Genomic DNA, 12,195 nt, shown 5'->3' with positions numbered 1-12,195 from the left:
CCGAACAGACGCTAGTCGAATCTAACGGCCTCTTTTTATGATGCCGTATTGTATTGTGGTGGAATTGGCCGCCTTCCCGCATGAAATTGATTGCGTATGCATAAATGAAATTATACAGATGTAGAAATAAAAATATGTATTATCAATGAATTATTTTTATTCTTGATCCCAATAAGGGTTTTTGTGTATTCTAATGAATGCGCATACTAAATATCCGAAGCACAGACGGCGCAAGTCTTGCAGGAAGCCGGTGGCGCGATTTCGGGTTTGCTAAAGGAGAACAGCAGTGTCGGGACGAACCATTATCGTGACTGGGGCATCGGCCGGAATTGGCCGCGCGACGGCTCGCAAGTTTCTGAAAGAAGGGTGGCGCGTCGGCCTGATCGGCCGCCGAACGGACGCGCTGGTTGAAACCGCGGACGGCAACGAAAACGCGCTGGTGCTGACCTGCGACGTCACCGATCCGCAGCAGGTCGATGCGGCCTTCGACCAGGCAGTGGCCAAATGGGGGCGCCTCGACGTGCTCTTCAACAATGCCGGTATCGGCCTCAAGTCGGTGCTGCCCGACGATGTCGGTATCGACCAATGGAAGGCCGTCATCGACGTCAACATCAACGCGGTGTTCTATTGCGCTCGCGCGGCCTTCGCGCGCATGCGGCGCCAGGATCCCCAAGGCGGCCGCATCATCAACAACGGTTCTATTTCCGCCCATGTGCCTCGGCCCGGCTCGATCGCCTATACGGCTTCCAAGCACGCGGTCACGGGCATGACACGCACGCTGTCGCTCGACGGGCGCCCCTTCAACATCGCTTGCGGCCAGATCGACATCGGCAATGCCCGTACCGACTTGGCTGCCGGGCAGGCAAAGGGCGTGCCCCAGGCCGACGGCTCGATCAAGACGGAAGCCATGATGGACGTCGGCTATGTGGCCTCTTCCGTTTATCACATGGCGGACCTGCCTCTGGATGTAAACATTCCATTCTTGACGGTGATGGCGACGGCCATGCCGTTTATCGGACGTGGCTGAACGCCGCAAACAGGAATCGCAAATGCTCGACAAGTCTTTTCAGCCTCACGGCAAGCATCTCATCGCCGGGGAATGGGTCGGAACGGAAACCACCTTCCGCTCCGCGCCCGCCTCCGGCGAGCCGCATGATTTTTCCGTCGGAACGGTAGCCCTGGTCGACCAGGCCTGCGCGGCGGCGGAAGAGGCGTTCTGGTCCTACGGCTATTCCAGCCGCGAAGAGCGCGCCGTTTTTCTCGAGACCATAGCCGAAGAAATCGAGGCTCGCGGCGCTGCCATCACTAAGGTCGGCAGCGAAGAAACCGGCCTGCCCGCCGGCCGCCTGGAAGGCGAGCGCGGCCGCACCACCGGCCAGTTGCGCCTGTTTGCTGAGCATATCCGCAAAGGTGAATACCTCGACCGCCGCCACGATGTGGCCTTGCCGGACCGCAAGCCCGCGCCGCGGCCGGACATACGCTTGATGCAGCGGCCTATCGGCCCGGTCGCGGTGTTCGGGGCTTCGAATTTCCCGCTGGCCTTCTCGACCGCCGGCGGCGATACGGCGGCCGCGCTTGCCGCGGGCTGTCCCGTCGTCGTCAAGGGCCATTCCGCCCATCCCTGGACAGGCGAGATCGTCGCCGAAGCGATCGCTGCCGCCGTCGCCCGTTGCGGCGTGCACAAAGGCGTATTCAGCCTGGTGCAGGGCGGCCGGCGCGATGTCGGCCATGCGCTGGTGCAGCACCCCTTGATCAAGGCAGTCGGCTTCACCGGCTCGCTGGCCGGCGGCCGCGCGCTGTTCGACCTGTGCGCCGCGCGCCCCGACCCGATTCCCTTCTTCGGCGAACTGGGTTCGGTCAATCCCATGTTCCTGCTGCCCTCGGCCATAGGCGCCCGGGGCGACGAAATTGCCAAGGGCTGGGCCGGTTCCCTGACCATGGGGGCGGGGCAGTTCTGCACCAATCCCGGCATCGCCATCATCATGCAGGACCAGGCAGCCGCTTTCGCCGATGCAGTGCAGCAGGCATTGTCGAGCGTCGGCGCGCAGGTCATGCTGACCGACGGCATTGCTCAAGCCTACAGGCAGGGCTGCGCGCGTATCGCCGGCGGTCCGGGCGTCGCCAAGGTACTGGTCACGGAAAGCAGCGAACGTAGCGCATCCCCCAATCTCTTCAAGGTTTCGGGGGCGGACTGGCTCGCCGACGCCGAGCTCGCCGACGAGGTGTTCGGCCCGCTGGGCCTGGTCGTCACGGTGCAGGACGCCGACCAGATGGTGGCGATAGCGCGCAAAATCGAAGGGCAACTGACTTGCACGCTGCATCTGGATGCGGACGACGCCGCCCTGGGCCGCCGCCTGATGGCCGTGCTCGAGCGCAAGGCGGGCCGCGTGCTTGCCAATGGCTACCCCACGGGTGTCGAGGTTTGCGACGCCATGGTGCATGGGGGCCCGTATCCGGCCTCGACCAATTTCGGAGCGACTTCCGTCGGCACGCTGTCGATACGCCGCTTCCTGCGGCCGGTCTGCTATCAGAATATCCCCGAGGCCCTGCTGCCGGCGGATCTTGCCTGATGGAAGTGCGCCGCGAACCCGGCCGTGCGCGGCGCCGGGGTTCGCAGCGCCCGCCGATGGGCGATAAAGTAAGAGTTGTTCGAAGGCGCTGATGCCTTCGGTCTGGGATACACCCTGGGGAATTTATGACAACCAAACCTGATGTGATGGTGCTATACGAACAGCGCCCCAAGGCTATGGCTCAACTGGAGCAGGCCTATACGCTGCATCGCTGGGACAAGGCGGCGGACAAGGCCGCGCTGCTGGCCGAGCACGGGGCGAAGTGCCGCACGGTAGTGACCAATGGCCATGCGCCGCTGAACAAGGCCATGCTGGATGCCTTGCCGAATCTGAAGCTGGTCGCGTGTTCTTCGGCTGGGTTCGAGGCCTTCGATATCGGCATCATGGCCGAGCGGGGGATCGCCCTGACGAACACTTCGGCGGCCTTGCTCGACGACGTGGCCGACACGGCCATCATGTTGCTGCTTGCGGCCCGCCGGGGCCTGGTCGCGGCCGATGCCTATGTCCGTTCGGGCGATTGGGTGAAGCACGGCATGTTTCCGCTGCAGCGTTCGCTCAAGGGCAGCCGCCTGGGCATTGTCGGGCTCGGTTCCATCGGCACCGCTATTGCGCACCGGGCGCAGGCCATGGGCGTCCAGATCTCGTACTGGAACCGCAGCCCCAAGAAAGCCGAATGGCCGCACAGCCCCGACGTCAAGACGCTCGCCGAGCAGTCCGATCACCTCGTCGTCACGGTCGCCGGGGGGCCGGGCACGCGCGCGCTGATTTCCCGCGAGGTCATCGAGGCCCTCGGGCCCGAGGGCCTGCTCATCAATATCTCGCGGGGTTCCGTGGTGGACCAGGACGCGATGATCGCGGCTTTGCGCGACGGGCGCCTCGGCCACGCCGCGCTGGACGTCTACGCGCAAGAGCCCACGCAAGAGCCGAGCCTCGTTTCCCTGCCCAATGTCACGCTCTATCCGCATCACGCCTCGGGCACGGTCGAGACGCGGGACGCGATGGCGCAGCTCGTGATCGACAACCTGGCCGCGTTCTACGCGGGCAAGCCGCTCCTGACGGCCGTCAAACTGTAGGCCCGGCCTGCGGGCGCCCACGGAGAAAGTCAATGGCAAGAGTCAGCCACGCCGTTCTTTTCGATAACGTTGTCGCGCTGCTTGCGGCTTCGGGCGTCGATCGCGACAAGGCGCAGGCCGTCGCCGACGTCCTGGTCGAGGCCGATCTCATCGGCCACGATACGCACGGGGTCGGGCTGCTCGAATCCTATCTGGATGCTCTGGCCAGCGGCCGCATGCGCGGCAGCGGCGACATCAAGGTGGTGAACGACCGCGGCGGCTGTGTGACCTGGGACGGGCAGAGGCTGCCCGGCGGCTGGCTGGTCAGGAAGGCCATGGCGCTGGGCTACGAGCGCCTGAAGCAGCACGGCGTCGTCACGTTCGCTATCGGCAACTCGCACCATATCGGCGCGCTTGCCGTCTATCTGCGCGATGCCGCGGAAAAAGGCTACATCGCGCAAATCAAATGTTCCACGGCCTCCGTGGCCCGGATGGCGCCCTTCGGCGGCATTCGCCCGGTCTTCACGCCGAACCCGCTGGCCGAAGGCTACCCCACCGACGGCGATCCGGTCATGATCGACATCAGTTCCAGCATCACCACGACCTCGCTGACCCAGGCGCTGGCCCGCGAAGGGCAGCGCTACCCCGAACAATGGGCCTTGACGGCCGAAGGCGAACCTACGGACGACCCGCACGCCGTCCTGGAAGGCGGCGGCACGCTGCTGCCCTTGGGCGGCAAGCTCAAGGGGCACAAGGGATACGGCATGGCGCTGGGCGTCGACCTCATGACCCAGGGGCTGGCTGGATTCGGGCGGGTGGACCATCCCGACCATATGGCCCTGGCCGTATTCGTCCAGCTCATCGATCCGGAGGCTTTTGCCGGGCTCGACGCTTTCGTGCGCCAATCCAGCTATACCGCCGGATTGTGCCGCGCCACGCCGCCGGCCCCTGGCGTCGCCGCCGTGCGGGTCCCGGGCGACGCCGCGGCGCGCAAGCGGCGCGATGCGCTTGAAAACGGCCTGGAAATTCCCGATGCCTTGCTGGCTCGGCTCGAGCGCCGCGCCCAGCAGGCGGGGGCGGCCTGGCGCAGCGCCGGCCTGCCGGCCTGATCCGGCGGGTTCAAGCATGGTTTTGTGCAAAAAAATGATTGCGCATACTTTTTTTATTTCTATTGCTTTTCCAAAATAAAATCAATAAAAACAAATAGATACTTTTATTATTGGGGTAATTACCTAGTTGGTTTTTCCTCAATGTATGCGCATACTAACGAGCTTGCAAAGCCCGCTCGCCGGGCATGAAGGTAAACGACATGGCATCGAAATCGGAAAAAAAACTCAGGAGCGCACGCTGGTTTGCGCCGGACGATCTGCGCAGTTTCGGGCATCGTTCCCGCATGATGCAGCTCGGCTTTTCAGAAGCCGATTTCGGCAACAAGCCGGTAATCGGAATCCTCAGCACCTGGTCGGACCTCAATAGCTGCCATTCGCACTTCCCCGATCGGGTTGAACACGTCAAGCGCGGGGTCTTCCAGGCCGGCGGGCTCGCGGTGGAAATGCCGGCCCTCTCGGTCGACGAAAGCTTCACCAAGCCGACCTCCATGCTTTATCGCAACCTGCTTGCCATCGAAACCGAAGAAGTCATCCGTTCGCATCCGCTGGACGGCGTGGTGCTGATGGGCGGCTGTGACAAGACCACTCCCGGGCTGGTGATGGGGGCGGTTTCGGCGGGCGTGCCCATGATCTACCTGCCTGCGGGCGCGATGCTCCGGGGCAATTACGCGGGCCAGATCCTCGGTTCGGGCTCGGATGCCTGGAAATACTGGGACGAGCGGCGTGCGGGCAATATCACGAACGAACAATGGCAGGGCGTCGAGGGCGGCATCGCGCGCTCGGCGGGCACCTGCATGACCATGGGCACGGCCTCGACCATGATGTCGATCGCCGATGCGCTGGGGCTGACGCTGCCCGGCGCTTCGTCCATTCCGGCGGTCGATTCGGGCCACCAGCGCATGTCCGCCGACTGCGGCCGGCGCATCGTCGACATGGTCTGGGAAGACCTGACGCCGAACAAAGTCCTGACCGACGCCTCGGTCCGCAACGCTGCGATCGTGGCCATGGCGCTGGGCTGTTCGACCAATGCGGTGGTGCACCTCATCGCCATGGCGCGCCGCGCCGGCCTGGCCCTGACGCTCGACGATCTCGACGCGCTCGGCCGCGTGACGCCCTTGATCGCCAATGTCCGTCCGTCCGGCAAAGACTACCTGATGGAAGACTTCTACTATGCCGGCGGCTTGCTGGCCCTGATGAAGCAGATCGAAGACAGGCTAGACACCTCGGCGCTGACGGTGTCCGGCAAGAGCCTGGGCGAAACGCTCGTGGGCGCGAAAGTCTTCAATGACGACGTGATCCGGCCTCTGTCCAACCCCGTCTATCACGAAGGCTCGCTGGCGGTGCTGCACGGCAATCTGTGCCCGGACGGCGCGGTGATCAAGCCCGCGGCCTGCGACCCCCGTTACTACAAGCACGAAGGCCCGGCGCTGGTATTCGACAGCTACCCGGAAATGAAAAAGGCCATCGACGACGAGAACCTGCAGGTCACGCCCGACCACGTGCTGGTGCTGCGCAATGCCGGCCCGCAAGGCGGCCCGGGCTTTCCGGAATGGGGCATGCTGCCGATTCCGAAGGCCTTGATCAAGCAGGGCCATCGCGACATGCTCAGGATTTCCGATGCGCGCATGTCGGGCACGTCGTATGGCGCCTGCGTGCTGCATGTGTCGCCGGAAAGCTATGTCGGCGGCCCGCTCGCGCTGCTCAAGACCGGCGATATCGTGCGCCTGGACCTCGAAAACAGGCACCTGGACATGCTGGTCGACGAAGCAGAACTGGCTCGCCGCCGCGCCGCATGGACACCCCCCCAACCCCGCTTCGAACGCGGTTGGGGCTGGATGTACATCAACCATATCACGCAGGCCGACAAGGGCTGCGACTTCGATTTCCTGCAAACCGATTTCGGCCGCCCCGTCGGCGAGCCCGATATTTTCTGAGCAGCATTTCCCTGGCATTTCAGGCCCGGGACATGGCATGGCGGAATAGGGCGTGGCCTCGTCATCGAGGCGGCGCCCCGTCCATCGGCCGATGTTCCATCTACATACGGAGGACGGCATGGCTGAAAAAATCACCGGAAGCACGAAAACCAGCAAGGAGGAAGGCATGAGCAAGGACAGCAAGACAACGATCGCCACGAGCAGCTTGATGGTTCCCAGCCGCCGCAATGTATTGCGGGCGGGACTGTCGTTGGCGGCGCTGCCGGTCCTGAGCGTGATCACGCCGCGCGGCGCGTACGCACAGACCGGTAAAACCACGACCGTGCAGGGCTTCGAGACCGGCGCCGACGTTGCGCAGGCCGAAAAAGAAGGCGCCCTGGTTTTCTACACGCACGACAGCGGCGCCGCCGCCGCCGCGATTTGCGACGCATTCCACAAAGACTTCCCCAAGATCACGGCACGCTATGTTAGCCTGCAGAACGGTTCGCTGTTCAGCAAGATCCTGGCCGAGCGCGGGGCCCATCGCTACGAAGCCGACGTCATCCAGTTCTCCGACCTGGGCACCGCCATCGATTTCCAGAACAAGGGCGGCTACGACGAATACAACTCGCCGCAGCAAAAGTATTACTCGCTCGATCACCTGAGCCATCCGGCCGGGCACTTCTTCTGGATCGCCATGGGCTTCGCCGGTCTTGCCTATTGCACCGACCGGGTCAAGCCCGCCGAGGCTCCGGCAAGCTGGAAGGACCTGCTCGATCCCAAGTGGGCCGGCAAGATCAGCGTCAAGCAGGCCAATTCGGGCATGCAGTTCACGGCGTGGTACGAGTTGCGCAAGCTGTATGGCGACGACTACTGGAAGGCATTCGCCAAGCAAAAGCCCAAGGGCTTCAATTCGCGGGTGCAGGTCTTCGACCGCCTCGCGCGCGGCGACGATGCCGTGTGCGGCATGGCCGAGTGGGCCGGCTACCAGCTCGCCCATAAAAAGAAGGCACCGATCAATTTCGTCGCCCCCAAGGACGGCCTGCCGTCTTCGCCCATGGCCAACGGTATCGTCGCCAACGCGCCGCACCCGCAAGCCGCGCGGCTGTTCACCGACTGGCTGATGTCGCTCAAGGGCCAGACCTTCTACCAGGACAATCCGTACCTGTACTACGGCTCGATCCGCAAGGACGCGCCGCCCATGCCTGGCGGGCTGAAGCTCAACGACTTCAAGCTGCTGGTTCCGACGGATATGAAGGCCTTCCTGGCCAGCCGCAAGGAATTCAATTCCGAATGGAACCAGATGCTGGGGCTGCTCTGATTCTTTGACCGCTGACCAGGAGTGAACGGCATGGCGACCAGTGCGTTCAAGTCGCGCAGAAGCGCAATCTCCGGCATCGCCATCATCGTGGTGATCGGGGTTTTTGTCCTATACCCGATCTTCTTCCTGTTTCAGGCAGCCCTGAAACAGGGAGACGGCACGGTTGATGGCAGTACCGGCTACGGCTTGGGGAATTTCGCGCGCTTGCCGAGCTACGGCAGCATCGTCTGGAATACGCTGGAAGTCTCGGTAGTGGCGACTATCATCGCCATCATCGTGGGTTTTCTCATCGCGTATATCCTGACGCGCACCAACGTGCCGTTCCGCCGCGGTCTCGAGCAGTTGATGGCGGTGCCTTATTACGTCACGCCGCTGCTCGGCGCGCTCGCCTGGGGTTTGCTGGGCGAGCCGCACAGCGGCTACATCAACATCCTGTGGCGCGCGCTGGGAGGCGAGGGGGCGATCATCAACGTCACCAGCGCCATGGGCATTGCCTGGGTCATGGCGCTATTCGAAGGCTCTGTCGCCTTCGTCATGATCAGCGCGGTCATGCAGTCCATCGACCCGTCCCTGGAAGAAGCCTCGCAGGTGATAGGCGCCAGCCGGATCAACACGATGCTGCGGGTTACGCTGCCGCTGGTCGCGCCCGGCGTGCTCGGAGCCCTGGTCTATGTTTTTGCCGAAATGCTCGGGTCGTTCTCCGCGGCGCTGGTCCTCGGCACGCCGAGCCGGTTCTACGTCCTGACCACGGCCATCTACTTGATGGTGACTCAATATCCGCCCCGTATCCCGCTGGCCGCGGCGATGGGCGTGGTGCTTTTCGCGGTCATGTTCCTCATGACCTATCTCTACCGCCGCATGATCGCCGGCCGCAGCTATGTCACCGTCAGCGGCAAGGCCTTCCGGCCGCGCCCCGTGGACGTGGGCGGACTGCGCTGGGTCTATCTCGTGCTCGTCGGCGCCTATATCTTCCTGGCGGTCGTCCTGCCGATGCTGACCCTGGTTTACGTGTCGCTACAGCAGCTTGCGACGGCGCTGCCCAGTTGGTCGAACTTCACTTTCGAGCACTATCGGGTCGCGCTGTCGCAGAACGCGGTGCGCTACGCCATACGCAACAGCTTGGAGCTCGGCGTGATAACGGCCACCATAGGCGTGGCCCTGACCGGGACCATCTCCTGGCTCTTGCATCGTACCAAGCTGCCGGGCCGCGCCACTCTCGAGTACATCTCGATGTTCCCGCAAGCCGTGCCGCGCCTGGTCTTCGCCTTCGGCATCATGTGGGCGTGGCTGGTAATACCCATCCCGGTCTACGGCACCATCTGGCTGCTGCTGATCGCCTACGTCACCGTGTTCCTGCCGCTAGGGGTGCGCACCATATCCAGCGTGCTGATGCAGCTCGACAAGACCCTGGACGAATGCGGCCAGGTCTGCGGCGCCAACTGGTTCCAGAGGCTGCGCACCATCAACATTCCGCTCTTGCGGCCCGGCATCATGGCGGCTTGGATGCTGCTGTTCATAGGCTCGGTGCGCGAGCTCGGCGCGTCGATATTGCTGGTCGGCCCGAATTCCGAGGTCTTGACCCCGGCGATCGTCGATGCATGGAATTTCAGCAGTTCCGAACTGACCGCGGCCATGGCGTTGATCCAGACCGTGGTGGTGGGTGTGGTCATAGTGATTTTCACGGTGCTGATGCGCCGGCGCGACTTGAAAGGATAACTCTCGATGCAAACGCAAGCGCAACCGCAAGATAAGGAAATCCAGGCAGAAACCGAGATCGAGGTCCGGGACCTGGAAATCCGTTACGGTGCCGTGGCTGCGGTCGGGCCCGTCAGCTTTTCCGTGCCGAAAGGCAAACAGCTCACCCTGCTCGGCCCATCGGGCTGCGGGAAGTCCACCACGCTGCGCGCCATCGCCGGCCTGGAAAAACCGGCGGCGGGCGTCATCAAGATCGGCGACCGGAACATGTATTCCTCGGCCGAGAACCTGAACATACCGGCCGAAGACCGCGGGCTTTCCATGGTGTTCCAGTCGTACGCCATCTGGCCGCACATGACGGTCTACGACAACGTAGCCTATGGCCTGAAAGTGCGCCGCAAGAACCGCGAAGAAATCGACGCGGGTGTCAAGCGCGCACTGGCCCTGGTGCAGATGGAGGCCTATGCGTCGCGGCCCGCCTCGCAGCTTTCCGGCGGTCAGCAGCAGCGCGTGGCCCTGGCGCGCGCCTGCGCCTTTTCCCCCGAAGTCCTGCTGTTCGACGAGCCGCTGTCCAATCTCGACGCCAAGCTGCGCGGCGACATGCGCATCGAACTGCGCGAACTGCAGCACAGCCTGGGCGTCACTTCCATCTACGTGACGCACGACCTGGAAGAAGCGCTCGCCATGTCGGACTGCATCGTGGTGATGAACAAGGGCCGCATCGAACAGTCCGGCACGCCCTACGAGATATACAACTACCCCCGCACCGCCTTCGTCGCCGACTTCGTGGGCTCTTCCAACCTGATTTCCGGAACCGTGCGCGAAGACCTTTCCTCGGGCAACGACGTGGTCATCGAAACCCAGGGCGGCGAACTCATCCACGGCAACACCCACGGGCGCAAGCGGGGCAGCCAGGCGACGCTGTCGGTGCGCACGGTGCATTTGCAGTTGTCATCCCAGCGGCCTGCGGGAGACCGCAACGTATGGCAGGTGACGATCGCCCGATCGGTGTTTCTGGGCGACCTGAGCGAAATCCACGTAGAGTGGGGCGGACGGAAATTGATCATCCGCCGCTCGGCGCTCGACCGGATGGAAGAAGGCCAGCAGGTGTTCCTGTCGGTGGACCCGAACCGCTGCGTGCTGCTCGAGGACGATGCGCCGGCGGCCTGACGCAAGCCGAACGTCCACGTGCCGGCTACCCCGTGCCGGCTGTGCATTGTCCATGGCCGACAAGGCACCCTCGCAGAGGGCGCCTCGCCCCGAGCCCGCGATGGGAATCTCGGGGCTTTCCTGCCTTTAGTGGGGCTTGATCGCCACCTTGAGCACGTTGTCGCGTTGGTTGGCGAACAGATCGTAAGCGGTGACGATGTCGTCGAGCGCGAATTCATGGGTCACCAGCGGGCCCAGGTCCACTCGCCCCGACTCCACCACATTGAGCAGGCGGCGCATGCGTTCCTTGCCGCCCGGGCACAGCGCGGTGTTGATCTTGTGGTCGCCCAGGCCGGCCGCGAACGCCGACAGCGAGATGCTCAGGTCTTGCGAATACACGCCCAGGCTCGATAGTGTCCCGCCGGGCTTGAGTACGCGCAACGAAGACTCAAAGGTCGACTGGGTGCCCAGCGCCTCGATGGATGCGTCGACCCCCCGTCCGCCGGTGAGCTTCATGATTTCCTCGACCACATCGCATTCCTTGAAATTCAGCGCTACGTCCGCGCCCATCCCGCGTGCGATGTCCAGTCGATGGCTATTGCCGTCGACCACGATGATGGTGGTAGCCCCCAACAGGCGCGCCCCCGCGGTGGCGCACAGCCCGATAGGCCCCTGGGCGAAGATGGCGACACTGTCTCCGATGCGGATATTGGCATTCTCCGCGCCCTTGAACCCGGTGGACATGATGTCGGGGCACATCAGCACTTGCTCGTCGGTAAGGCCGTCCGGGACCGGGGCCAGATTGGCCTGGGCGTCCGGCACCAGCACATACTCGGCCTGGGTGCCGTCGATGAGATTGCCGAAGCGCCATCCGGCGGTCGCCTTGTAGCCGTGGCAGCCGCAAAGCCCGCGCGCCACCAGGTAGCTTCCGTCCTGGGAGGGCACGCCGTCCTGCGCCGCGTAGGAGTTGAAATTGGGGCAAATGGCGCCGGCAATGACCCGCTGCCCTTCCTGGTATCCGCTTACCGCGCTGCCGAGCTTTTCAATGACGCCGACCGGCTCGTGGCCCACGGTCAGCCCGGTCGACACGGGGTATTCGCCCTTGAGAATATGGATGTCCGTCCCGCAGATGGTCGTGGTTGTAATGCGCATCAGGGCATCGTTGGGGCCCACGTCGGGAATCGGCTTGTCGATAAGCTCGATCCGCCCTGGCGCCAGGAATGCTGCCGCCTTCATCATTTGAGCCATGAAAGAATCTCCTTAATGTGAGTGGCAATACCGGGAAGCTGCTGCATGAGAGTAGGGGCTCGGTCGATACGTCATATCGGACTGCAGGGCATGCGTGCCCAGTGCCGCTGCGCGCCATACTCGGGGGAAGCTTTTATT

At 63.5% G+C, this 12,195-nt stretch carries 9 protein-coding genes; 8 read left to right on the top strand and 1 reads right to left on the bottom strand.

Annotated features, from left to right (window positions below; all coding sequences use genetic code 11):
* Nucleotides 1-286: 286 nt before the first annotated feature.
* The 8 genes from KVP10_RS15660 to KVP10_RS15625 all read left to right on the top strand — a co-directional run bounded on the left by KVP10_RS15660 (nucleotide 287) and on the right by KVP10_RS15625 (nucleotide 10,830).
* Nucleotides 287-1,027 carry an SDR family oxidoreductase gene (locus KVP10_RS15660; protein ID WP_217965551.1) on the top strand — a complete coding sequence of 247 codons (741 nt, stop codon included), beginning with the start codon at nucleotides 287-289 and terminating at the stop codon, nucleotides 1,025-1,027.
* Nucleotides 1,028-1,049: 22 nt separating this feature from the next.
* Nucleotides 1,050-2,570 (top strand): aldehyde dehydrogenase (NADP(+)), encoded by a 1,521-nt coding sequence (locus KVP10_RS15655; protein ID WP_217965550.1) that lies wholly within the window; start codon nucleotides 1,050-1,052, stop codon nucleotides 2,568-2,570.
* 125 nt (nucleotides 2,571-2,695) lie between these two features.
* Nucleotides 2,696-3,643, top strand: a complete 948-nt coding sequence (locus KVP10_RS15650) for a 2-hydroxyacid dehydrogenase (RefSeq protein ID WP_217965549.1) — start codon at nucleotides 2,696-2,698, stop codon at nucleotides 3,641-3,643.
* 32 nt (nucleotides 3,644-3,675) lie between these two features.
* Nucleotides 3,676-4,731 carry an Ldh family oxidoreductase gene (locus KVP10_RS15645; RefSeq protein ID WP_217965548.1) on the top strand — a complete coding sequence of 352 codons (1,056 nt, stop codon included), beginning with the start codon at nucleotides 3,676-3,678 and terminating at the stop codon, nucleotides 4,729-4,731.
* Nucleotides 4,732-4,931: 200 nt separating this feature from the next.
* Nucleotides 4,932-6,665 carry an L-arabinonate dehydratase gene (gene araD / locus KVP10_RS15640; protein ID WP_217965547.1) on the top strand — a complete coding sequence of 578 codons (1,734 nt, stop codon included), beginning with the start codon at nucleotides 4,932-4,934 and terminating at the stop codon, nucleotides 6,663-6,665.
* A gap of 118 nt (nucleotides 6,666-6,783) precedes the next feature.
* Nucleotides 6,784-7,965: an ABC transporter substrate-binding protein gene (locus tag KVP10_RS15635; RefSeq protein ID WP_217965546.1), complete on the top strand. Its 1,182-nt coding sequence runs from the start codon at nucleotides 6,784-6,786 to the stop codon at nucleotides 7,963-7,965.
* A gap of 30 nt (nucleotides 7,966-7,995) precedes the next feature.
* Nucleotides 7,996-9,681, top strand: coding sequence for an ABC transporter permease (locus KVP10_RS15630; protein WP_217965545.1), 1,686 nt, complete (start codon nucleotides 7,996-7,998; stop codon nucleotides 9,679-9,681).
* Nucleotides 9,682-9,687: 6 nt separating this feature from the next.
* A complete protein-coding gene (locus tag KVP10_RS15625) occupies nucleotides 9,688-10,830 on the top strand; it encodes an ABC transporter ATP-binding protein (RefSeq protein ID WP_217965544.1) in 1,143 nt (380 codons plus the stop codon).
* A gap of 126 nt (nucleotides 10,831-10,956) precedes the next feature.
* Here KVP10_RS15625 and KVP10_RS15620 read toward each other — a convergent pair whose 3' ends face one another.
* Nucleotides 10,957-12,057, bottom strand: coding sequence for an NAD(P)-dependent alcohol dehydrogenase (locus KVP10_RS15620; RefSeq protein WP_217965543.1), 1,101 nt, complete (start codon nucleotides 12,055-12,057; stop codon nucleotides 10,957-10,959).
* Nucleotides 12,058-12,195 lie beyond the last annotated feature (138 nt).

This window comes from Candidimonas humi, from assembly GCF_019166065.1.
Classification (GTDB): Bacteria; Pseudomonadota; Gammaproteobacteria; order Burkholderiales; family Burkholderiaceae_B; genus Candidimonas; species Candidimonas humi.
Note: the sequence above shows the minus strand (reverse complement) of the source record. Positions and strands in the feature narration are given on the sequence as shown.

Excerpts from the sequence above, each read along its gene's own strand:
- KVP10_RS15620 (WP_217965543.1), bottom strand. The coding sequence starts at position 12,057 with ATGGCTCAAATGATGAAGGCGGCAGCATTCCTGGCGCCAGGGCGGATC.
- KVP10_RS15635 (WP_217965546.1), top strand. The coding sequence starts at position 6,784 with ATGGCTGAAAAAATCACCGGAAGCACGAAAACCAGCAAGGAGGAAGGC.
- araD (WP_217965547.1), top strand. The coding sequence starts at position 4,932 with ATGGCATCGAAATCGGAAAAAAAACTCAGGAGCGCACGCTGGTTTGCG.
- KVP10_RS15645 (WP_217965548.1), top strand. The coding sequence starts at position 3,676 with ATGGCAAGAGTCAGCCACGCCGTTCTTTTCGATAACGTTGTCGCGCTG.
- KVP10_RS15655 (WP_217965550.1), top strand. The coding sequence starts at position 1,050 with ATGCTCGACAAGTCTTTTCAGCCTCACGGCAAGCATCTCATCGCCGGG.
- KVP10_RS15650 (WP_217965549.1), top strand. The coding sequence starts at position 2,696 with ATGACAACCAAACCTGATGTGATGGTGCTATACGAACAGCGCCCCAAG.
- KVP10_RS15630 (WP_217965545.1), top strand. The coding sequence starts at position 7,996 with ATGGCGACCAGTGCGTTCAAGTCGCGCAGAAGCGCAATCTCCGGCATC.
- KVP10_RS15625 (WP_217965544.1), top strand. The coding sequence starts at position 9,688 with ATGCAAACGCAAGCGCAACCGCAAGATAAGGAAATCCAGGCAGAAACC.